The organism is Bacillus cereus group sp. BceL291 (assembly GCF_051776705.1).
Classification (GTDB): Bacteria; Bacillota; Bacilli; order Bacillales; family Bacillaceae_G; genus Bacillus_A; species Bacillus_A cereus.
The window spans coordinates 103,924-127,039 of record NZ_JBPWAP010000009.1; the positions used below are offsets into that span (position 1 = coordinate 103,924).

The following is a 23,116-nucleotide window of genomic DNA, read 5'->3' on the forward strand; positions in this document are numbered from 1 at the left end:
CAGTCCTGTAACATACAGGGCTATTGCTTTATTAAATTACATCTCCTTCTCTAATAACCGCCCTTTTTTGAAATAAGTCCGTAGTGTTGAACGATTGGCCAAAAATACACCAATCAATATAAGACAAGCCCCCATTCCCATTGTAGGATTTAAAGGTTCTCCTAAAATGATATATCCCACAATTATTGCAATTAATGGTGATACATATAACCACGTCGATGGAAATACTGGATTTGTTTTTGATAAGAGCCAGTAATATAATCCGTGTCCACCAATCGATCCGATAAATATGAGATATAAAATAGGCCATTGCACACTCCATGAAGTTAATACGGTTACATTTGGTTGTTCTACAATAATAGATGCGATTAGTAGTAAAATCCCTCCATAAAACATTTGAATACCGTTAATAAGAAATGGTGATACATTTGATAAATCTGACAGTATTTCTTTCGAACGAATAGAGCCTATTCCGTAAAATAACTCCCCTATAACTAACACAATACAAGCAATACTCCATATGAAACTTACTTGTTGATGCATTCCTGGTAAAGAAACAAATATAACACCTGCTAGTGCAATAACTAAAGCAACGAGTTGTTCCATTTGTAATTTCTCCCTATCCCTCTTTGCTTGTATTAATAAAATCATCATTGGTCCCGTAGCAGAAAGAACAGCAGCTAATCCCGAAGAAATATATTGTTCTGACCAATATAAACTTGCGAATGTCATAAATGTTAAACAAAATCCAGCATACATAATGCGTTTTGAAAATATATGTGGCATAATTTCTTTTCGCTTTAATTTAAAAATAATCATAAGGATTATGCCCGCTAAAAAGAAGCGAATTCCTGCTGAAAACAACGGTGGCGCCCCTGCTTCAATTCCAATTTTTATCGTTAAAAATGTTGTCCCGAAAATAATACATACTAAAATGTAATTAAAAATGACCATTTTGCTTCCTCCTTTTTACTCTTAGAATGAGTATAGAGGCTATGGTGTATAACAGTGTATCGGTACATATAACAGTTACTTCAAGTTGTAGTTGATTCCCTATATATTTTTCGCTTTAATTAAGTTAAAAAGAAAAATAGGTGAACCTATGAAAATTGTATTGCGTAAAGAAACAAACATACCGTATTACAAGCAAATATATATGCAAATTGTTGACAGAATACAAAGTGGTATGCTTTCACATGGTGAATCTCTTCCTTCTTTACGTTGTATGGCCACAGATTTACAAATCAATGTATTAACAGTTCGTAAAGCGTATAAACAGTTAGAAACGAAAGGGTATATACGCATCGAACAAGGAAAAGGTGCTTACATATATAAACGGGTAAAGAAAGATTTCAAACCAATTCCGTATAAATGGCAACAAATGAAAACGATTAATGTTATGCGTTCTCAATATGCAATGAATAAGCACCGTAAATATTATAATTTTTCACAAGCAATTCTGTATCCTCGTCTGTTACCAAATCCATTTTTGGCAGATGAAATGCATAAATTGCTGGATAAAAATCCGATGTTGTTAGCAACTTATGGGCCAGTTCAAGGCGATTATGAATTGCGAGTTGAAATAGCAAATTACTTAAATGAACACCAGAAATTAGTGACAGACCCATCTCAATTATTAATTACAAGCGGCGCACAACAAGGAATTGATTTAATTGCTCAAACATTATTAAAACCTGGAGATATTGTATTAGTAGAAAGTCCATGTTACAGTGCTGCGCTTGATATTTTCATCAATAAAGGTGTTCAAATCATTCCCGTTTCTCTTGATAATCATGGAGTTCGCTCCGACTTAATTGATGATATTTGTCAAAGTAAAAATCCCGTTTTATTGTATACGAATCCCACCTTCCAGAATCCGACAGGTACAGTAATGAGTAAAGAACGAAGAATGGAACTTATAGAACTATCGGAGCTATATCAATTTTTTATTATTGAAGATGATTCTTTCGGAGAAATATATTTTGAGGATGCTATAGTCCCGCCCCCAATCAAAAGTTTTGATAAAGATGGCCACGTAATATATATAAAAGGATTTAGTAAAACGTTAGCACCAGGACTGCGTATCGCAGCACTTATTGCCGATGGCCCTATTTTTGAATGGCTATATGCAGTAAAAGGTTCGATGGATATCGGTAGTCCTTTATTAACACAGAAGGCACTTCTACCATTTTTACGTGCAGAACGTATGAAAAACCATTTAGAAAAATTACGTACAGCTTTACAAATGAGACGTGATTTAACAATTGATATATTGTCGCCATTAAAAGAACTACACTTTGAAATACCAAATGGAGGTTTTAATTTATGGGTGACACTGCCTGATTCGATAGATCCCTTTACCTTATTACAAAAAGCAAATGAAGTAGATGTCTCTTTTTTACCAGGAACAGCTTGTCTATTAAATTACGAAACAAATGATAACCAATTAAGAATTAGCTATTCAATGTTAAACGAGAAAGATATGGAAATTGGATTAGAAAAATTACACGATACAATACGAAACAGTATTTGTTAGAAGTAATATCACAATAGCTAACAATAAATAATACTCGAAAATGAAAATGTATAGTATGGGATATTATTTATTGTTGAGCTTTTTCGTTATTCTGAACAACCGGTTTTAAAACTTGTCTTTCTTTTAATTCTTCAACAATACCATATTGATCAATAACAATTGCTTTCATTTCCTCTCCTCCTTGCTGTTTATTTTAATAACATACAATTATTTCTCAAAATTTTTTGCCTTGAATTAACATATAATTATTTTTGGGGGTAATTATGCAAGAAGCATTATAAAGTGAAACTTTAATCAACCCTCGCCAATCGGGCTTTTTCGGGAAGTTGGTCCCCTCCCAACTTCTTTACTTTCCCTGAATTTTAAGATGGGACTCTTACTGTCCAGCAAATAGCGGGATGAATTCCACCACGAATCTTACACACATCTTAGAATCATCCAAAATTGTTTTATTAATTAAATTCAAAAGAAATGAGGCTAACTATATGAGTGAAAAGATATTTAAAATAAACGGAATTGATATATGTACAGAAAGCTTTGGGAACCCTAAGAACCCTGCTATTTTATTAATTATGGGCGCTACATGTTCCATGGTTTATTGGGATGAAGAGTTTTGTGAGCTGTTGGCTAGTACGGGGAAGTTTGTTATTCGCTTTGATAACCGTGATGTTGGGCGCTCTGTTGCCTATGAACCTAGAACTTCCAATTACACAGTAACAGATATGGCTGAAGATGCAATTGGAGTACTAGATGCTTATCATATTGATAAAGCTCACCTATTTGGCATGTCATTAGGTGGTATGATTGCTCAAATTGCCGCTGTAAAACATCCCGAAAGAATTTTGACGCTAACTTTACTAGCGACTAGTGTAATAGGATCTGATGACAATACTCGCGATTTACCTCCAATGGATGAAAGGATTTTAACACATCATGTAAATGGCACAAGTATAGATTGGGCAAATAAAAATGATGTGGCAGAGTATTTAGTTTCAGGATCTCGTCTATTATGTGGATCAGAACGAATATTTGATGAAAATAGAGTTTATAAACAAGTAAAACAAGAAATAGAACGCGCAAACAATTTATTAAGTATGTTTAATCACGCTTTACTTCAAGGTGATGATGCATATGAAGGTGTACTTCAATCCATACAAGCACCTACATTAGTTATTCACGGAACAGACGATACAGCACTACCATTTGAACATGGCCTCGCACTAATTGATGAAATTCCAAACTCAGTACTATTAACCCTTAAAGGGGCAGGCCATGAAAACCATCCAGATGACTGGGAAAGCATAATTAATGCTGTTTCTAAACATACATCTAAAATTTAGATAAATAACTAATGGAAGGGTCACAAATTGTATTGTGCCCCTTCCATTTACAAACAAAACCCCATCACTGTATTCGTATGTATAGTGATGGGGACTTCTTATATTTTTCTATGTTTAAAAAAATGGACAATCTAATTGATCAACAGATTCCCATAATTTTTTTTTTGCATTTTCAGTGGATGTATTTGTGTCTAGTGTCATGTTTTTAAAAGGGTTTACTTCGACTTTTAATAAGGATGAAGGCTCCACATATAATGAGAAAACATGGCTGCTTGGTAAAGCTTTAGAAACATCAATATCTCCTACTTGTTTAAATAGTTGCTGCGCAGCAAAGAAGAAGAAATTAGTTGGATTTGATTGTTTATTCAGCCACGCAAGCATTTCAGGTGATACCGATTTATGAATATTGATTTTTACTCGATCACCACGTTTATATCGCCTAGATCGCATACTCCCACCAACTAACTTATCGTTAAGTTTGTAAATCCTAACTCTTTTTGCTTATGCTCTCTATATTTTGGCGAACAAGTATAGACTAATAATCCTCGTGCATTTGTAAATAACGGATTATCTACAAAGATTACATTTTTGAGTCGTCCTTTTTGCTTTAAAATCATTTTTAAACTGTTTTTAATAATTACTGCACCCCCGCCATAAATAAACACGTATGGATCGTCTTTCATATCATCAATTTTATTTATAATATCTGTTGCAACACGCGCTGCTAAACCTAATAGCGCTGGCTGTGATTCCTCAACTAATAATGTATTTCTCGGATGCTTATCATTTAAATAAATTTGATTGAATTCTGTAATGCTATCAATCGTTTTAGTTGGATACTTCCGGTTCCATCTCGTAATGATTTGTAGTAACGTCTCTTTTACACCATAAGATAAACCTTTACTTAGTTGCGGACGGAAATTCACCCCTAATGAAACGACTTCTTCTGTCGTCCCTGCGCCAATATCAAAAGAGAGTAGAGTTTTATCTACAAAATCAATTTCAGAAACTTGATTTTGCTCACATTCTATTTTATGTTTCACAACATTTCCTTCTTCATCGTATACAATGCCCCACGTCCCAGAAGCACCCTCAGGTAGGCATTTACAATACTCAATTGAAACATTAATTGTCACATCGCGTCCGTTCGGATAATGGAAAATAACCTTATGATTTCCCATATAACGTTTTGCATTTTCAGCAGCTATTTCTTGTGTAATAAGCTGCATAGGAAGAGCGACAGATAAATCATAACGAATATTAATATGGCTAGAAGTTGGACTTTGACGCATAGCGCTTACCGCCAAACCTGATAGTATTGTAATAACCATTAACTCATCCGTTGACTTATTTGATTTCTTCTCTACCTCAGTACCTTTTAATTGATCTTGAATGACTTTTTCTCCAACGATGTATCGTACATTATTTAGCATTAACGATGGCGAACTTATAGTCACATCAATGTGGTTTTCTAATTCAGATAATGAAACATCTACCTCATCTAAGAGTCCTGTAGGCTCACCTATATATAAAGAATAAATACTCGGAATAAAAATAGGGTCTTGCCCTTTCACCATTAACTTCAAACCGTTGTTTCCTGCATCTGCACCAGCTTTTAAAAGTATAGACATAACTACCCCCTAAATTAATCTGACATCCCTTCCAAATATATGCGAGCCCATTCTTTTACATTCAAATGTATTGTAATTTTTTATTTATCATAGAACTAAAATATTACATACTTACATATTTCGTGTAAAAAGTATTTGACATGATACTTTTCCAATTTTATACTTATATTTGTAAAGAGTTTTTTACAATCGAGGGGGCAATTATTTATTGAATACTAAAAAAACTATTTTTATAATCATTGTTTTAGCATTAATTGCAATACTAGTACATGGCACATATAAATACATAACTGAAGGTTCTATTTTGGGCGGTACGATTTTTGCTATTTCGTTAATACTTAGTAATTTAATTAATTACATTACTTGGGGAGATCCCCACGGTGTATCAGAAGAAAGTCAAGATGAAATGGGACAACAAATTACATATAAAAGCTTTAAAATTGCATATTTTGTGCTTGTAATTGTAATGTTCCTTATATTAATCTTCTCTGAAGGATTTTCTATGGGGGCTAATTTAGATGGAGTAAAAAACCTCCCTCTGTTCATCGCAATTTGCTCTTCCTTCTTTATTTATCCTATTGTCGAACTCGTAGTTGCAAAACAATATAAATAAAAAGATGAGGTTTTCTACATGTAGAAAACCTCATCTTTTTATATTTACATACCCTCTACAATTGCTTTTAATTTGTTCACAGTCCGCCAATTCCTAACTGTAGCTGGTGTATGTAACTTCTGAAACTGGTTCATTAATTTAGAATTTCGAATGCTATTTTTGAAAAACAAATAAACGACTTTCTCATCTATATAGCAATCTTCAAGTTCACTTTTAAATGTAAGCAATTGACTACTCTCTTCTTCAGAAAGTACATTCGCTAAAAAAGCAATATGAACACTTTCTCCTTCTAACAATGAATGAACTTCATACGGACATTGTTTAATAATATTTATAAATTCATCATGTGTTCTTAGCATGACTGGAACATCGAAATCAAATTCATTTTTTATTTCCGTTTGTATTCGGTCTTTTAGAAAGTTTATATCTTCCTCAGATTCGAACACGATATTACCACTTTGTATATACGGTTTCACTTGTTTTAACCCTATTGATTCAAACACTCGTTTTAACTCAGCCATTTTGATTACTTTATGTCCACCGACATTGATTCCTCTTAGTAATGCAATATAAAGTGTCATACTATTCCCCCCACAATAAAATGAACTTATCAATTGAATCGATTTCCCCACTCATATTTCTCGGATATTTGTTTTAATTCTTCTAACATATCATGAATAGATAATACCTCAAATAAAATAATATACTCACTTGAAAAATGGTGATGATAATGATTTGGTTTATAATCTTTTAAATCATTTTTATAACTCCAAGTTGAGATATTAAAAAATTCACAAACTAACACTGTAAGAAAAACTGCAATCCCAGTTTTAATCACTCTTCCCCCAACGATATTCCATTTTCTATCTTGATTTATTTTTTATATCCTTCATTTCTATTTCATTTTATATACATATATTTTATATTATTAAAATAAAAAAACCTACTACATGAATATTCAAGAGTAAGTTTTCTATCTCATTATTTCATTATAGACAAATGCATTATTATTTGTTGGCCTATTGGTCCCATTCTTCTAAAACCTTTATCTTGGAAGCCGACTTTTACATATAAATTTTGTGCAGGAATATTTCTTTCATTCACAGCAAGTACAACTTCATTTTTTATTGGAAAATAACGTTTTACAAACTCGTCTAATAATAACAATGACTTTTTAGCGTATCCCTTTCTTTGTCTATTGTGATTTATAGAAAATGAGGTTAAAAGTAAAGCGTTTTTATTGTCTGTGAATTCCTGTACTCTATCGCCTGTTTGCAATGCGAAAAGACCCACCGGTACCCCATTGTAATCTAAAATAACAATCACATTTTTTGTACGATCACTTTTTGCTTTCTCCAGTAATGCGCTTGGATCTGATGTAAACTGAACTTGTTCACTTGGTAAAGTAAATGTTTGTATAACTTCTTTATATTTCTCCTTATACGGAACTAATTGAATTTCCCCTGTGTGTATGTTCATGCTAAACTCTCCCATTTTTCAGCTTATTAACTTATACCTTGCTGTGCTTTTGAATGCACTCTTCCATCTAAAAAGGTAATTTCAACAAATGAATTTGGATTGTTCCCTTTCCAAGCAAAAATTTGTTTAATTTGTGTAGAATGTTCTACCCCTTCTTCTATAAGTAAATCTCCTTCAAAACCAATTAAATCTTTCACTTCTGTATAAGTCATCCCTTCATTTATACTCGAAAAATGATTTATATTGATAGACTCTTTCTGTTGCCTTTCCATCACAGTAGAAGAAGTTGCTGTTTGATTTTTCACTTCTTTTCTCTGTTCACACGCTGTCATACTGAAACCTAAGCATAAACCAAACAATATACATGCGCTTTTTTTCATCATAACAGTTGTCCCTCCCATCATAATTAAACCATATTTTTCCTTGAAAATAAACTGAATATTTAATATTATATTTAAAAACCTCGTACAATTAAGTACGAGGCTAATTTCATTTATTCAAATGATTATTTGATTGATCATTCTGTTCTTTTCTTAACTCTTGTTCTTCATCTTTTGGTAATTGTTTATCATTATCCTTAATTGGATTCGTTTCTCTATTTTCTATCATATCATTTGGAACTTGTGGCATTACTCGGCCCACAATAGCGGCTAATTCATCTAGTATACCTTCACCTGTTTTTCCTTTTTTAATTTGCTTTCCAATTTGTTTGAGCCGTTCATACGTATCAACATCTGCTACAACGACTGCATTAGCACCGTCAGGGTCATTTTTTAAACTTTCTGCAACAGAGTATTTAATTGATTCAACTCGAGTTCGATCAAGTTTTGCTTTTACATCAATACCTACAATAGCATATTTTCCAACAACGACCGCGGTTGCATCATTCACACCTGGCACACTTGCCGCTAAAGATGCTAAATGATCTGCTGCTTTTTCATTTGGCTTATTTGATTTATTCGTATAATTAACATTTTTCATTGAAACATTTTTTTGTTCCGGTTTTTCGTTTGGATTGTCTTTTTTTCCAATACTGCATCCAGTTATAACGAAGCAAAGCATCAATATATATATTAGAGTTTTCATTATTTTCACCACTTCACTATTAAGGTTTAATCATAAATTTTTTCAACAGCTTGCATTTTCTTTACCTTTTCCTCGGCCCCGCTATTAGCATTAATGAATATTTGGTACGTATCTTTTCCTAAAGTGCCTACAAATTCATAGCAAAGTACTTCATTATGCAAATCATTGACTACTAAAGCTTTACGTTCTTCCATGACTTTTACATCCGGATTGATTTTCTTTCTTGCTTCTGCTGCAGTTAGCTTTGCCGATGGAACTGTTCGCTTTTGATGTGACGCTAAATATTCTTTTGCGGAGAACCCAACGATAGAACCATCATCTAAAGCAATTTTCATTTGGATTGCTTCTGGATAAATTCGTACTCCATTTTCATTTACTACATACGTAAATACACCAACATTATCATATTGGGAGCTATCATAAAGCTCCATATTATTAAACTTATGGTCCTTTAAAAATTTCAAGCCTTTACTACCTGCATCGTTTAAACTAACTTTCTGTTCTTTAATTTCACGGTTATTCATAACCCAAATTGGATATCCGCCTTTTCCGGTAATATCCATATAGAACTCATTATTCGTTGCTTCATCTTTAATTTTCACACTATAGAAGGATTCTTTCGCACCTTTTCCGCTTTTCTCTACATCTACTTTTTCATTTCCTTTTAAATTCAGAAACGATTTTGCGATTTTCGCCGCTTCATCTTTAGAAATTGCCTTTCCTTCCGCTTCAAATCCGCCTTTTTTATTTTTTTGCGCACTTGTAAAGGTCGGTCCGAAGTTTGTAGAAGAATATGATGTTACGTTTTTCTCTACAGTTTTCAATCCATCAATAATTGTGTTATCTGCTGGATCGCGATTTGATGCAAGTGCCATTTCTACATCCATCCAGCGTAAATTATTTTTCAAAACAAGATGTTGTACTTTTCTTAGTTCATCTTGTATATTTCCTGCATTTGAATATAAAGTTTGTAGCGTTTTATATTCTTGCTCATTTAACGGCTCTTTTTCTAAATCACGAATGGCTGCACGGTAACTGAAATCACCGATATTCGCTAAAAATTCTTCTGTTTTATTAAATGGCATTAATGTTAAAGGAAGTTGCCCTACATCCGAGCGAGCTTCAGATGTTAAACGCCATACATCCGCTAATGCAGGTGATAAAGATGATCGTGAATTCATCGCAAGTGTTGTGCCAATTTTATCGTGTAATAAATCGACTTCGTATGCTAAATCATGGAATGCACGTTGATAGCTATTTTCCGCTCGAATTAAAACTGCATTTTTCTCTTGGTGCTCTTTATAGCCCCAATAGCCTGTTCCTACTACACCGACTGTTAATAATACAATGATAATACCTCGTAACATTGTCCCACCTCCGCTCTATTTACAGAAAATATGTTTACCGATTTTTTTAATTTGTGGACGAGTCCAAATCCATTTACTAGTCGCAGTATCTGGATTGAAATAATATAAAGCATTTCCTGTTGGATCCCATCCGTTAATCGCATCTAAAACTGCTTTTTTTGCTGTTTCATTTGGCGTTAAATATATTTGTCCATCGGCTACCGCTGTAAATGCTCTAGGTTCAAAGATTACACCTGAAACAGTATTTGGGAATGACGCACTTGTAACACGATTCAAAATAACGGCAGCTACTGCAACTTGTCCTAAATACGGTTCACCACGCGATTCTCCGTATACTGCGTTTGCCATAAGCTGAATATCATTTTGAGAATAACCGTTTGGAACATTTGTCCCTTTATTTTGAGGTGGTTTATTCTCTTGTGCAGTGCCACCGCTATTTCCTTTATTCGTTGTCGTCCCTTTATTAGCAGTGGACTTGTCATACTTCGTTGCCTTCACGAGCATTTGCTTCGTTTTAGCTCCAGCTAAACCATCAACGGGTAATCCGAATTTCTCTTGAAAATTCCGAAGTGCCCAATATGTACCCCATCCGAAAACACCATCCACTTTTCCCGTATAAAACCCGTTATATTTCAAACGAGATTGCAGTTCAATGACATCTTCGCCAGATGCTCCTCTTTGAATAACTTGATTAGAAAAAGCTTCTACATTCTTTAATTGTATACTACTGACCATTAAAGACAGTCCTATGAACGCAAGTAAAACTGCTATTTTAAAAATAGCTTTTTGGCGCATAATTTTCCCTCCTTAATTACGGAAATGATTTCTTGGTTATGTTTTGTAAAAGCCTCGCTTTTATGTAAAGAAGACAAAAAAATCCAAACTAATATCGTTGAAAAAATATGTAAACAATATAAAAAAGGATAAAAGGAGTTCATCATGAAAAAATTGTTAAAACGTGTTGCACTTGTCATTCTGTTCCTAACAACATGTTCAAATATATATACAGGCTCATCAATTGTTCATGCGCAGCCGCCGTATGCCAAATGGGGTAAACTTGCCGTAGAAAAGACGAAAGAACAATACCCAAAAGCAGAAATTATTGACTATCTTCATATAGGTAGAAAACCAAAAACAGTTCAAATAACTGTTGAAAAATTTAAATTGTGGTTACGTGAGAACGGAAAAGAATACGGTGTTTTTGTTGATGTAGAATTTGAAACAAAGACGGTGAAATTTATAAAGTTGTCGTTTCAGAAGACGAGTAGATAAAGTGAAACCTTAATCAGTGGGGGTTTTGTTCATCTCCCACTAATCATCAGCCCTCACCAATCGGACTTTTACGGGCAGCCCGACAAATAGCTGGATAAAGTGAAACCCCCACTGTTAAAAACAGATACAGTGGGGTTCTTGCATTTCTAAAATTCTTTTCTAAAGTTTCGATTCCCTAAAAATCTTACCAATATACAAATAGCACCAATTACAACTGCTATCCCTATACTGTATAAAAGTACTTTACCATATCCACCTATTCTCGGATCTAAAAACGGATATGGATACCAATTCACGATTGGACCACGTATTAAGCTATATACAACGTAAAAAAACGGGAATAAAAGCCAACTTGCAGCTTGTTTCCAAGTGATTTTCTTAATAGGTGGATTTAAAATCCAATCTAAAAGCATTGTAATCGGCATGATATAATGTAGCACAGTATTTACCCATGGTATTGCCGTTTGAAGTGACTCTTCTAACCCTCTTAGTAACAAAAAATAAACGAGTCCTGTCGTAAGTATATATACCGTCGCCGCACCACGAAGTATACTAAACTGCTCTGAGCGACCAAATGTAGCTGTTCCGATACTACTTAAAAGGAGAATACATGCAACTAAAATGTTACTTTCGATAGTAAAGAAACTAAAAAAGTTAACTGGATTGAACGGTTTCACTTGTGCCCTGATTATGAATTGCGTAATAATAGCGCTACATACTAGAAGACTTAAACAGAATCTAAATAAAGATATAATTTTTTCATCCTTCATACATTCCCTCCTTTTCTTATATATAATTAGAATTTCCCTGTACATACTCAATAAATAGTTTTAATGGAACGAGCCCACGTTTTGGCATATGACTACTTATAATAGCTACTACTTCTAACTGAGGAATGATAACGATGTATTGTCCGCCGTATCCCATAGCGAAATATATACAATACGGTATGTGAAATCTTTCGGTATGTAATACCCACCAGTGATATCCATATGCGCCGACATGTTCATATGTTTCAAAATGCGCCCTACTTGACTCTTCTAACCATTTCGCTGATACAATTTCTTTTTCATTCCAATATCCATTTTGCAAACATAATTTTCCTAATTTTAATAAATCGGTAGATTTCATTTTCATACCGAAGCCGCCGACATATATACCCTGCGGATCTTGTTGCCACTCGTATTCGTTAATTTCTAATGGATTAAATAAATATTTCTTTGCAAACCGCTCTGTCGACATTCCAGTAGCTTCTTGAATAATATAGCTCAGTAAATGAGAAGAACCTGAATTATAATTCATTTTTGTAGCAGGTTCTTCAATTATTGGCTTTTCTAATATGTACTGTACCCAGTTCTCTGATTCTACAAAGTCATTTGGGAATACTACTCCATTCCCAAACTCTTTCCAGTCCTCACCAGTAGTCATTGTTAATAAGTGATATAGTGTTAAATTATGTTTTCCCCTAGGTACATTTTCAATCCACTCTGTGATCGGTGTATGTATATCATTTATATAGCCCTTATCAACTGCAATACCAATTAATAAAGATACGATACTTTTTGTAATCGAATTTATTTTATATAAGTTATTTGCACATTCGGGTGTTTTATAATACTCAGTTGTTAATTGTCCTTTTTGATAAACAAGAAATGTATTCACTTTTTTCTTTTCGAATTTATTTTCTAGTTGCTTGAAATCCAAAAACTTTACCTCCATTTAAATAGTTAATCCATTTATTATATCTTGTTCCTTCATTTTAAACATAATTGTGCTCAAATAAAAATAAACCTGTCAGCCATAATGAACTGACAGGTTTATTTTTATAATTTCGTACGAACATTCCAAAGCTCTGGGAAGAATTGTTGATCAAGTACTCGCTTTAAATAAGAAACACCGGAGGATCCACCTGTACCCATTTTATGTCCAATAATTCTTTCTACTGTTTTCATATGACGGAAACGCCATTGTTGTAGCCAGTCTTCAATATCAATCAATTTTTCAGCAAGCTGATATAAATTCCAATATTTTTTCACATCCGCATACACTTCTAACCATGCTGCTTCTACTGTTGCATCTTCTTCATAAGGCTGCGTAATATCACGGTTTAACACATCTTTATGAATAGGGAATCCTTCTTTTACTAATGCTTGAATCGCGACATCATATAGACTTGGTGCATGTAGCGCTTTATGAAGTCGTGCATGTAATTCTGGATCCTTTTCATAAATTTTTAATGCATGTGGCGTTTTATAGCCAAGTGCATACTCAATCATACGATATTGATACGATTGAAAACCTGAAGCTTGACCGAGTGAATCACGAAACTCAATATATTCTGATGGTGTTAATGTCGCAAGAATATCCCAAGATTGAATAATTTGAGACTGAATTTTTGATACACGTGCTAACATTTTAAAAGCTGGTTGTAATTTATCTTGTTTAATAGATTCAATCGCCGCATTTAGCTCATGTAAAATGAGCTTCATCCAAAGCTCACTTGCTTGGTGAATAACGATAAATAACATTTCATCATGATGGTCTGATAATCTTTTTTGAGAAGATAGTAAACTATCTAATTGTAAATATTCCCCATACGTCATATTCTCTTTAAAATCCGTATGAATCCCTTTTTCCATAATTACTTTTTCATTTTCTTTCATATTAGCCAAACGCCCCTTTTATATGATTCTACTTATATTGGTCTAATAACGGCTCGAACTGGACTTCCATCGGCATCAGTTAATGCAAGTGGTAATGCAATCAATTCATAATCACCGTCTGCTACATGATCTAGTACGACATTTTCTAAAATATGAATTCCATGTTTAAATAATTGATGATGCGCTGCTAATTCTTTATCATCTAGCGGATCAACTGATGGTACATCTACTCCGATTAAACGAATACCTTTCTCCGAAAGAAAAGGTGCTATGTCTGCACGTAAATGAGGGATCACATCTGGAAATTCTTCAGCTTTTCCATGTGAAGATGTACGTAATAATAATCGTTCTACACCTTCTAAATGAAAGCTTTCTAATTCCTTTTTCCCGATGCTTTCAAGATTAGAAACGTCAATAATCCGTGCTGGGCCAACATAAACTTGAACATCTAAATCCAATACTTTCTTTCCATCATTATCAAAATGAAATGGTGCATCAATATGAGTGCCTGTATGAATACTCATCGTTAACTTTCCAACATTTACCGAGCCACTTTCTTCTTTTGACCATGAAACTTCATATGAGAACGGTGTGTCTCCTGGCCACGTTGCAATATCATTATTTAGCGGTTGTGAAATATCAATCCACTCTGATGTTTTCATGCTTATGCCACAACCTCTCGCTTATTTTCAAACTGTTTATACTCTTCTTCTTTCATAATTTTCTTTAATATTTGTACAGATTTCCACACTTCTTCATATGTGTTATATAAAGCGACCGGCGCCAGTCTTACTCCATTAGGTGCTCGGAAATCAGGGATAACTCCATTTGCTTTTAGCGCTTTACAAATACGTGCTGCTTCTGCATGTTCTAAATATATGTGCCCGCCACGTTTTTCATCCTCTAATGGATTTCCAATTGTAAATCCGAAATCTTTTAATTCGTGATCAATTAAATTCAGCATATATCTTGTAATATGTAAAGATTTTTCGCGTAAACGTTCAATACCAGCATCTTTAAACATTTCAAGAGAACCAATTAAAGGTGCTGTACTTAATACGTGCGGTGTACCAATTTGATAAGCACCTGCATGATCGGCAGCTGTTAATGTATGCTCCATATCAAACTGTTTATCTTTTCTAGAACTAAACCATCCAGACAATCCTGGCAGTCTATTAAAATGTTTACTATTTACATAAAGGCCTGCAACACTACCCGGTCCTGCATTTAAATATTTATAATTGCACCAAACAGCAAAATCGACATCCCAATCTTTGAAATGATGCGGAATAGATCCTATTGAATGGCATAAATCAAATCCAATGTGAATGCCGCGTTTATGAGCTTCCGTTGTTAAACTTTTCATATCAAGAATTTGACCACTTCTATATAAAACAGAAGGTAATAAAATTAAAGCGATATCATCTTCCAGCGCATGGATAATATCTTCTTCAGAAAGTGTTCTACCATCTCGGCTTTTCACTCTTACTAAATGCTCCTCTGGATCTAATCCTTTTAAACGAATTTGACTTTGAAGTGCATAAATATCTGATGGGAAAGTCAATTCATCCGCAAGTATTTTTGTACGTATTCCTTTCGGCTCATAAAACGTCGCAATAACTTGGTGTATATTCGCAGTTGTGGAACCGGTTACAATAGTTTCTTCCGGTAAAGCTCCAATAAGAGGGGCTGTAAGTTTACCTAATTTCTCTGAAAGGAAAAACCATGGATGCTCACCTTCTGTCCAGCCGTCAATACCATACTCTTTCCACGAATCTAGCAACGTAAGTAATGATTTCTCTGCTCTTTTTGAAAGTAGCCCTAATGAGTTTCCATCTAAATATATAGTACTTTCTTTTTTATAGAATTCAGTTTGAAAATCTTTCAGTTCATCATGTTTATCACATTCAAGCGCATACTCATAAGTTGGTTGAAATGGTTCTTTATACATGGTGTCACCTTCTCTTAATTTTCTTTTTATTCTAACTAATTGAAATATATCACCTTAATTGATACAACGTCAATGATATTATGTCAGTTGACTTTATATATGAACTTCTTTTACAATACAATTATATTTTCAGATATTTCAGTATAAAGAGGTGATTCTTTGAAAAACAGTACCCTTTCATCCAGAAAACACCGCTCCTTAGAAACGAAGAAGAAACTATTACACTCTGGTTACACTATTTTTATACGTAACGGATTTCAAAAAACGACAATTACACAAATTATTAAACATGCAGAAACCGGATATGGTACAGCATATGTATACTTCAAAAACAAAGATGATCTCCTAATTAGTTTAATGGAAGATGTTATGAATCGTTTTTATAATATCGCTGAACGCTCTTTTTCTCCACAAACAAAAGAGGAAGCACGTATAATGATCCAAAATCAAGTTAGAGCATTCCTGCAATTAGCAGATGAAGAACGGGCTATTTTGCAAGTTGTAGAGGAAGCGATAGGATTATCAAGAGAAATACGGCAAAAATGGGATGAGATTCGGGAACGTTTTATAACAAGCATTAAACAGGATATTACTTACTCTCAAGAAAGTGGATTAGCACAACCTAATTTAAATAAAGAGATTGTAGCACGCGGTTGGTTCGCGATGAATGAATCGTTTCTTTGGACTATTATGCAAAATGACAAAAAGATTAACTTAGAGGAAATTGTGTATACGTTAACGGAGATGTATACGACCGGGTTATATAAATAGCACACCTTCAATAAATAAGGTGTGCTATTTTACATCTATAAAAATATATTATCCGGGTATGGTAGTGCTAAAGGAGGCTTTTCAGAAAATGAGAAATATTGTAGTTTTAAAGATTCACCATCTATCGATTTCAGTTTTCCACTAGTAATTTCACACTCAAACACAACAACAATATATTCTACCTTATCGCCATTTGCATATGTATAACGAAACTCTTTCCCTCCAAATACCCCTTTTTGTTTTTTCACTTGTACTTTCAATCCTGTTTCTTCCCATACTTCCCGAATTACTGCTTCTTCTGGAGTTTCCCCAGGTTCAATTGCTCCAGCCGGCAAACTCCAATATTCTCCGCCAGGATATTGAAATAAGAGTTCTCCCTGCTCGTTTTTAATAACTGCAGCTACACTTGGCATGAATATTAGTTCATGTCCTAATTGCTCCCGGATTTTTTTATAATATAGCGACATCGACATATAATTCTCTCCCACTCCATTAATGAATAACTGTATTTTCTGACATATATTCTATAATAATACCAATAACAATTTCTATATAGAAAGGATAAGAAAATGACCCAAGTACAACTAGTAAATAGCTTCCTATCATTTTTAGGAACGACAAAACAGCCTACTAGCTTAAAGTTTTTAAATGAGCTTATTAAAGCTCATCAAGAAAAAGTAAAAGAACCAATACACTTATCAAATATGAAAGAACTTATTTCAAGGTCTAACGATTGGCATACATCTCCTGTATTAAAGAAAATTCAGATTTTCGGTTATATCGATGGTATTCCAACTTCTATTAATGATAATGTTTTAAAACGATATTTCCAAGGTAAGAAAAGAGAACAAATCATTACATCTTCTGAACTTAATTATTGGATAACAGAAAGATTTTGTATTGATAAAGAAATATATGAAAGAGCTATTGAGATTTTCAATGAAAAATCTTCAAATAGAATATTACAAACAAGTTCTTTAATATCTTTAGGCTGAGGTAAATAGCTAGTTGAAGGAGCAATTTCAAAATTAAAGCTTATATATCCACATCCAGTTAGCCACATATAGTGACATTTCAACTCTTCATCGAACATATATTTCACAATATCTATAAATAATAAATCTCCTGCGTATTGCAACAGAAACTCCATATTCGAGCTACAAGTATAATAATTGTCATCGTCATCAAGATTTTTTATATTATATTCCGCCAAATCCCATAAAAAATCTTCTTTTAATATATTTTTAATTTTTTCAACAATGCTTATCCCCCCGAATTTTCCCAAGAATAACTCTCTAATCTACTTAAAATAATTTCAGTAAATTCTTCAGCAATGTCCTTAGAAATCTCACCACGATTTCCAATAATATCCCAAGCAATACTAATTGAAGTCCATCTCATCAATGAATTCTTTTCAAATTTTAAAAACTCTATTATTTCCTCCTCTTTCATTTCACTTAGAATTGCTTTTAATTCACTTTCTTCTAATTTACTTCTTTGATTATAATCAGTTTGATTTAGTATTTTTACATATTCCTTACTTTCTTGATAAAAAACAATCTTTACTTGTTCTGGTGATAAATCCGCTAATAGTTTTTCAATTTCTTCAGCCCCTATTTCTTTACCTTTATTTATACATTTGAAATAACATCCCATTTTAACTTTTCATTAATTTCACTCATAAGTTGGGGTATTACTACTTCACCATATTTTTTAAAACATTCATGAGTTCCTTCGTAATTTTAAAATAAAGTTTGATTAAAAATATCGTTTTAACCCGTATTCTATGGTAAATAAAAAGAATCCATTTTGAAAAAGATTGATCATTTTCTATCAATGAAAACAATTAATTGAATATTTTTATTATGAAGAGGTCGGAGCAGGAAATTCATCAATTTTGATACGAAGTAAACTATAAGGTTTCTGTCGTAAGTCTTTTCCATAATGAAATCTAGGCTGTCGATGTAATTGGTTCACAATGACATACAAATATTGATCCGGACCAATTGAAAAAGTATCCGGCCACAAAATTCTCGGATCATGTGCGATAGCTTCCATTATGCCATTTGGCAATATCTTACGGATACTGTTGTTTTCATAATCTCCAGCATAAACAGCTCCCTTTGCATCGGTGATCATTCCATCAGACGCACCTTTTTCTCCCCAATACTCCACATGATAAGGTAAATTCATGTCCGGTATCGTTCTGTCTCTCAAGGCTTCTGTTGAGATCGAGAACAAATGCCGACTGGTTAGTGGAGCAAAAAATAATATCTTTCCATCGGGAGAAATCGCAAGACTATCAGACGCCAACCTAAATGGAGAAGTTGAACCGTCTTTGTTTCGATTCATTAAAATTTGACCTTCTACTTTCGGTAAAAAATAGGGATCGGGTGAAGTTGAATTTGCTCCATTTAACCGTCTAAACGCGTTTCCATTTGATAAATCTACGACGATAATAGCTCCTGGTCCTCTTGAAGAAGAATCCGTTATATAGGCATAACCTGCTTTTCCAACACGAAAATCAAAACGGACATCATTCAGATAAGTTGTAGGCAGGACAACATCTTCTGTAAAGGTATATACTTTTCTTATTGTATTGGTTTCTAAATCAACAGCGACTAATTTTGCCCCCCCTTTAATAGGTTCAGAAAAATTGGGTGCCGCTGTATCTAATATCCAAAGCGTTCCCCTTCCATCAGCAACTACACTTTGGACACTGATGAAAGTCATTGGGATATTCTCGGGATTAACCAAATTGGTTTGTAAATTAGGATAAGGCTGCAATTTATCCTCAAAAATTTCCGCCACCGTAAATTTAACATCGTCTCCCCATTTCGGAAAGCAAATGAAAATACGACCGGTTTCTGAAACAGTAACACCTGTAGGCATAGCCCCATAAAATGCATAAACTAGTTCTAAATTACCGAAATATTTTTCACTAGGTAACATAGGTTTCATAATATCCTCCTCAAGCATTCAAACGGGATATCTCCTATATATGATTTATATTTTTTCTAGTGCATGTTTCTTAATAAGTTTTTCTATACGAAAAGATGATTGAATTGATTGTTTTCGAAATTTAATAAGTCTGTCAGAAGAAAGGAAACATTTTAATTTAAAGGTCTCCAGATGAAGTAGAATTCAATTAGCAGGTAGCGAAGTTCAACATTCCCGAATCAACGTTAAGCTGGTATAAAAAATGGGGAAATATCCCCCTTTAAATTTGTGAAAAAATGTACTTAAGCTAAACTGCCCGTTAGTTTAAGTGTAGCACTTCACAAACAATCTTTTGAGTATTCTTATTATTCCTGTTTCCTCAACAATCTGGCCCTTTAATTGAACAATACAACTGAAATTTAAGGGGCGAAAGAAAAATCTTATATTAATACAGGGTTTTATCAATCTTTTTTATAAATTATCAAACTTTATTTTAAATCAATACCACACTTTATTCCATGTTCCATGAGTGACTAACGGGTGCTTTGAACAAGAAAATAAAGGTGAGTACATATTATACATGACTAATATGCGCTCACCTTTATTTTTTTAGGATTTTTAGCTTTTAGGTCTTGATAATAATTTTTAGTGGTTTTATTAACAATTTATACTTAGTAAAATTGCTTTTTATGAATTTAATATAAGTCCAAAGAATTTCCTGGTCAATATAATAACGTATATCAGCACACTTTTTCTTTATTCAGTCTACTTACAATTCCAACTATAAATTTATATTCAATCCTCCTCTTCTTAGTTTTTTTAAACCCTTCTTTCGTATCAAAAATAAAACACGTTTTCCGAAACCAAATTCGTACATATAAAGACTCAAAATAAATAGGTTTTATAATTCCTCGTTCCTCAAATTCAGTTCCATCTTTATTTTCAGTTTCTGTTCGAACGAACCACCTATTTCCGAAGCCAATTTCAATATACTTCACATAAGTCCCCCTTTCGGAAATTAATTTCTAACTGTTCTATTATTTCCCCGGTAAGCGCACATTCCGACAGAACATGAGCCCACAAAGAAAAAGTAGATTGCAAAAATCTACTTTATAACTTATATTTTTGCATTCGTTTATAAAATGTACTACGGGGTACATTTAATAGTTTTGCAGCTAACGAAACATTTCCATTTGTCTTTTGTAATGCTTCAATCATGCTATCACGCTGTATTTTTTCGCGAAAATGTAATGTATGTTCTGTTTTATTTTCAACTTGTAACTCAAGTTGTTGTTGATTTCCCCTCATTGTTTGTAACAAAAAATCTACTTGTTTTTCGCATATTTCCCGTCCTTGCGACAAAATGTAAATGCGTTCTAATACATTTACTAGTTCCCGAATATTTCCGGGCCATGTATGTTGTAAAAATTGATTGTATATACTCTTTGGAAATACAACATTCCAATTCTTCCGTTCGCAAAAGTGTTGTATAAAATATGGGATATCCTCTTTTCTTTCTATTAACGATGGAACATATAACGGATAAACGTGCAAACGATAATATAAATCTTGACGGAATTTCCCTTCTTCTACTAACCGTAGTAAATCTTTATGTGTGGCAGTAATAATACGAATATTTACTGGTACCAATTTTGAACTCCCAATTGGAGTTATTGTGCGTTCTTGTAAAACACGCAATAATGCTACTTGCATCTCTGGTGGTACTTCACCAATTTCATCTAAAAATAATGTTCCTCCGTTTGCTAGTTCAAATTTCCCTTTATATCCTTGACGTCGCGCACCTGTAAACGCACCTTCAGCATAACCGAACAATTCACTTTCCATTAATTCTTTAGGCAAAGAACCGCAGTTAACAGCTATAAAGGGCCCGTCTTTTCTTGGACTATTTTCATGAATCGCTCTCGCGACATATTCCTTTCCTACTCCTGTCTCACCACATACATACACACTAGCATCAGTCGGTGAAACAAGCTTAATTTCTTCTAGTGTGTGTTGAAATGCTCTGCTTGTCCCGGTAACTCCTGAAAAAGTAATCCCTTTTATAAATGTGAGAGCAGAATATGTATTCATTTGTTTATTTTCCTTTAAATACATACATTTCCCAATCATTCTTTCATTACTATATACTGGTATCTCTAATTTAGTTTCCAATCCATGGTGCATTAACTCTTCAAGTTTCATTCTTGACCAATTATTTATTCGTTCACGAACGCTCTTACTCGCAGAAACGATAACATCACGATGATTACAAATAACTACTTGTTCATCACTATCAATGACATCTAAAAAACGATGGATTAAGTGTAATTCATTTTGATGAACTCTTATGCTACATTCACGTTCTATCGCATGTGCAATTGAAGTTACCATACCGAGCATATATGGATGCGAAAATTCAATCGGACACGAGAAATCTAGAACACCAATTAATTTCCCATCATCATTATGAATGGGAGCAGCCGCACAACTCCAGCTATGAGATGCCACGGTGTAATGTTCAGTACCACTTATCATAATAGCTTCTTCAATTTCTAGCGCTGTTCCAATTGCATTTGTGCCAACAGCTGATTCCGTCCATTTTACACCTTCAATAAAATTAATATGTTTCGCTCGCTTTAACGTTTGTTTATTTCCACTTAACGATAGAACATAACCATCTGGATCGATTAATAATGCCATCATTTGTAGTTCATCAATGGTTTTTCTCATATTTTGTATTTGAGGTAATGCGATATCAAGGAAAATTTCACTCTTTTTCTTTTGTTCTTGAAAAATGTTAGAAGACAAAATTTTCTGACCTTTATTCATGTGAGGATTAACATTAGCCTGTTTACATCGATGCCACGATTCTGAAATTCTTTGATTTATGCGATTTGAATCAAGAACACCTTCATTAACAAACTTTTTCCATGTATGTAAGTAAAACGGTGAAGCTAACATTGTATCATCTCCCTTTTAATTGTTTTGGAGATTTATAAAACATACTTTTATTATAAAACTGAATAAAAGCGTTTTCAATACAACTAGCAAGACGACACAAATATGTTAATAATTTGAATATCTTAATGCACTTCTTTATTCTTTTTTAGTAGCACTATATTTTGTATAATGGACGCAAAGAAAATACATAACCAAAACCACTTTTGTGGATTACCATTTATAAAGAAAACAATCACGGCTATTGCAAATAAAATAGTGGATGCTAAACTAAAATATAATTTTGTTTTAATTTCTCTTATCCCTCACCCCTCTGTTACTTTACAGTACATACTAACTCTTCATTTTTCATCTCTACTATGTACTCCTGTAAAACATATTCTTTCCCGCCATGGTTTTATAGCAATAGGTAAGGTTTTGAGGCAATCTCCACCTTTTCCCCTGCTCCACACCGTACGTGCGATTTTCACCGCATACGGCGTTCCATCATTAAATTAACTAATCAATAA

At 33.5% G+C, this 23,116-nt stretch carries 25 protein-coding genes and 1 pseudogene; 6 read left to right on the forward strand and 20 right to left on the reverse strand.

Going from position 1 to position 23,116, the window contains the following annotated elements; all coding sequences use genetic code 11:
* Window positions 1-36: 36 nt before the first annotated feature.
* Window positions 37-954, reverse strand: a complete 918-nt coding sequence (locus tag ACS2CR_RS09335) for a DMT family transporter (protein ID WP_000234328.1) — start codon at window positions 952-954, stop codon at window positions 37-39.
* A gap of 148 nt (window positions 955-1,102) precedes the next feature.
* On the opposite strand from ACS2CR_RS09335, the gene ACS2CR_RS09340 reads away from it, so the two are divergent.
* Window positions 1,103-2,536, forward strand: a complete 1,434-nt coding sequence (locus ACS2CR_RS09340; protein ID WP_000706793.1) for a PLP-dependent aminotransferase family protein — start codon at window positions 1,103-1,105, stop codon at window positions 2,534-2,536.
* Window positions 2,537-3,021: 485 nt separating this feature from the next.
* Entirely contained in the window at window positions 3,022-3,876 is an 855-nt protein-coding gene (locus tag ACS2CR_RS09345) for an alpha/beta fold hydrolase (protein WP_001290770.1), read from the forward strand.
* 114 nt (window positions 3,877-3,990) lie between these two features.
* On the opposite strand, the gene ACS2CR_RS09350 is transcribed toward ACS2CR_RS09345, so the two are convergent.
* Together ACS2CR_RS09350 and ACS2CR_RS09355 are read right to left on the reverse strand one after the other, a co-directional pair.
* Window positions 3,991-4,326 carry a hypothetical protein gene (locus ACS2CR_RS09350; RefSeq protein WP_001257760.1) on the reverse strand — a complete coding sequence of 112 codons (336 nt, stop codon included), beginning with the start codon at window positions 4,324-4,326 and terminating at the stop codon, window positions 3,991-3,993.
* 11 nt (window positions 4,327-4,337) lie between these two features.
* Window positions 4,338-5,507 carry a ParM/StbA family protein gene (locus tag ACS2CR_RS09355; RefSeq protein WP_000025622.1) on the reverse strand — a complete coding sequence of 390 codons (1,170 nt, stop codon included), beginning with the start codon at window positions 5,505-5,507 and terminating at the stop codon, window positions 4,338-4,340.
* A 208-nt stretch (window positions 5,508-5,715) separates the two neighbouring features.
* Here ACS2CR_RS09355 and ACS2CR_RS09360 point away from each other — a divergent pair, with 208 nt between their 5' ends.
* Window positions 5,716-6,120 (forward strand): hypothetical protein, encoded by a 405-nt coding sequence (locus tag ACS2CR_RS09360; RefSeq protein WP_001093143.1) that lies wholly within the window; start codon window positions 5,716-5,718, stop codon window positions 6,118-6,120.
* Window positions 6,121-6,164: 44 nt separating this feature from the next.
* Here ACS2CR_RS09360 and ACS2CR_RS09365 read toward each other — a convergent pair whose 3' ends face one another.
* From ACS2CR_RS09365 to sleB, 6 genes are all read right to left on the reverse strand, one after another.
* Window positions 6,165-6,701 (reverse strand): DUF1697 domain-containing protein, encoded by a 537-nt coding sequence (locus tag ACS2CR_RS09365; protein ID WP_016110115.1) that lies wholly within the window; start codon window positions 6,699-6,701, stop codon window positions 6,165-6,167.
* Between the two features lie 400 nt (window positions 6,702-7,101).
* Window positions 7,102-7,614 carry a GNAT family N-acetyltransferase gene (locus tag ACS2CR_RS09370; protein ID WP_140159906.1) on the reverse strand — a complete coding sequence of 171 codons (513 nt, stop codon included), beginning with the start codon at window positions 7,612-7,614 and terminating at the stop codon, window positions 7,102-7,104.
* A gap of 11 nt (window positions 7,615-7,625) precedes the next feature.
* Window positions 7,626-7,982 (reverse strand): hypothetical protein, encoded by a 357-nt coding sequence (locus ACS2CR_RS09375; RefSeq protein ID WP_000976435.1) that lies wholly within the window; start codon window positions 7,980-7,982, stop codon window positions 7,626-7,628.
* 106 nt (window positions 7,983-8,088) lie between these two features.
* Entirely contained in the window at window positions 8,089-8,685 is a 597-nt protein-coding gene (locus ACS2CR_RS09380; RefSeq protein WP_000854054.1) for a YhcN/YlaJ family sporulation lipoprotein, read from the reverse strand.
* Window positions 8,686-8,711: 26 nt separating this feature from the next.
* The gene (gene ypeB, locus ACS2CR_RS09385) at window positions 8,712-10,052 is read right to left on the reverse strand and encodes a germination protein YpeB (RefSeq protein ID WP_000943727.1); all 1,341 of its coding nucleotides are present in this window, start codon (window positions 10,050-10,052) and stop codon (window positions 8,712-8,714) included.
* 15 nt (window positions 10,053-10,067) lie between these two features.
* Complete coding sequence (gene sleB, locus ACS2CR_RS09390) at window positions 10,068-10,847, reverse strand: spore cortex-lytic enzyme (RefSeq protein ID WP_001249053.1); 780 nt, start codon at window positions 10,845-10,847, stop codon at window positions 10,068-10,070.
* 144 nt (window positions 10,848-10,991) lie between these two features.
* Between sleB and ACS2CR_RS09395 the strand changes: the two genes are divergently transcribed.
* Entirely contained in the window at window positions 10,992-11,324 is a 333-nt protein-coding gene (locus ACS2CR_RS09395) for a DUF3889 domain-containing protein (protein WP_153602740.1), read from the forward strand.
* A 146-nt stretch (window positions 11,325-11,470) separates the two neighbouring features.
* On the opposite strand, the gene ACS2CR_RS09400 is transcribed toward ACS2CR_RS09395, so the two are convergent.
* The 5 genes from ACS2CR_RS09400 to kynU form a co-directional block, all read right to left on the reverse strand.
* Window positions 11,471-12,094, reverse strand: coding sequence for a Pr6Pr family membrane protein (locus ACS2CR_RS09400; protein ID WP_153602739.1), 624 nt, complete (start codon window positions 12,092-12,094; stop codon window positions 11,471-11,473).
* Between the two features lie 16 nt (window positions 12,095-12,110).
* Window positions 12,111-13,028, reverse strand: a complete 918-nt coding sequence (locus ACS2CR_RS09405; protein ID WP_016110117.1) for a serine hydrolase domain-containing protein — start codon at window positions 13,026-13,028, stop codon at window positions 12,111-12,113.
* A gap of 119 nt (window positions 13,029-13,147) precedes the next feature.
* Window positions 13,148-13,987 carry a tryptophan 2,3-dioxygenase gene (gene kynA / locus ACS2CR_RS09410; protein ID WP_000661957.1) on the reverse strand — a complete coding sequence of 280 codons (840 nt, stop codon included), beginning with the start codon at window positions 13,985-13,987 and terminating at the stop codon, window positions 13,148-13,150.
* 32 nt (window positions 13,988-14,019) lie between these two features.
* Window positions 14,020-14,649 carry an arylformamidase gene (kynB, locus tag ACS2CR_RS09415; protein ID WP_000858061.1) on the reverse strand — a complete coding sequence of 210 codons (630 nt, stop codon included), beginning with the start codon at window positions 14,647-14,649 and terminating at the stop codon, window positions 14,020-14,022.
* Window positions 14,650-14,651: 2 nt separating this feature from the next.
* Complete coding sequence (kynU, locus tag ACS2CR_RS09420) at window positions 14,652-15,938, reverse strand: kynureninase (RefSeq protein WP_053512404.1); 1,287 nt, start codon at window positions 15,936-15,938, stop codon at window positions 14,652-14,654.
* Window positions 15,939-16,097: 159 nt separating this feature from the next.
* On the opposite strand from kynU, the gene ACS2CR_RS09425 reads away from it, so the two are divergent.
* The gene (locus tag ACS2CR_RS09425; protein WP_000798551.1) at window positions 16,098-16,709 is read left to right on the forward strand and encodes a TetR/AcrR family transcriptional regulator; all 612 of its coding nucleotides are present in this window, start codon (window positions 16,098-16,100) and stop codon (window positions 16,707-16,709) included.
* 35 nt (window positions 16,710-16,744) lie between these two features.
* Here the strand turns inward: ACS2CR_RS09425 and ACS2CR_RS09430 are convergent, their stop codons facing one another.
* Window positions 16,745-17,182 carry an NUDIX hydrolase gene (locus ACS2CR_RS09430; protein WP_000062928.1) on the reverse strand — a complete coding sequence of 146 codons (438 nt, stop codon included), beginning with the start codon at window positions 17,180-17,182 and terminating at the stop codon, window positions 16,745-16,747.
* A gap of 96 nt (window positions 17,183-17,278) precedes the next feature.
* Between ACS2CR_RS09430 and ACS2CR_RS09435 the strand changes: the two genes are divergently transcribed.
* Entirely contained in the window at window positions 17,279-17,704 is a 426-nt protein-coding gene (locus tag ACS2CR_RS09435) for a hypothetical protein (RefSeq protein WP_438906063.1), read from the forward strand.
* A gap of 268 nt (window positions 17,705-17,972) precedes the next feature.
* On the opposite strand, the gene ACS2CR_RS09440 is transcribed toward ACS2CR_RS09435, so the two are convergent.
* From ACS2CR_RS09440 to ACS2CR_RS09460, 5 genes and pseudogenes are all read right to left on the reverse strand, one after another.
* Window positions 17,973-18,365 (reverse strand): hypothetical protein, encoded by a 393-nt coding sequence (locus ACS2CR_RS09440; protein ID WP_140159907.1) that lies wholly within the window; start codon window positions 18,363-18,365, stop codon window positions 17,973-17,975.
* A 207-nt stretch (window positions 18,366-18,572) separates the two neighbouring features.
* Window positions 18,573-19,670: an L-dopachrome tautomerase-related protein gene (locus tag ACS2CR_RS09445; protein ID WP_015382380.1), complete on the reverse strand. Its 1,098-nt coding sequence runs from the start codon at window positions 19,668-19,670 to the stop codon at window positions 18,573-18,575.
* Window positions 19,671-20,389: 719 nt separating this feature from the next.
* Window positions 20,390-20,647, reverse strand: coding sequence for a DUF3977 family protein (locus ACS2CR_RS09450; protein WP_000873827.1), 258 nt, complete (start codon window positions 20,645-20,647; stop codon window positions 20,390-20,392).
* Window positions 20,648-20,759: 112 nt separating this feature from the next.
* Complete coding sequence (locus tag ACS2CR_RS09455) at window positions 20,760-22,610, reverse strand: sigma-54-dependent Fis family transcriptional regulator (protein WP_053512405.1); 1,851 nt, start codon at window positions 22,608-22,610, stop codon at window positions 20,760-20,762.
* A 313-nt stretch (window positions 22,611-22,923) separates the two neighbouring features.
* Window positions 22,924-23,001, reverse strand: a pseudogene (locus ACS2CR_RS09460) (NIPSNAP family protein); the annotation flags it as partial.
* Between the last annotated feature and the right edge of the window lie 115 nt (window positions 23,002-23,116).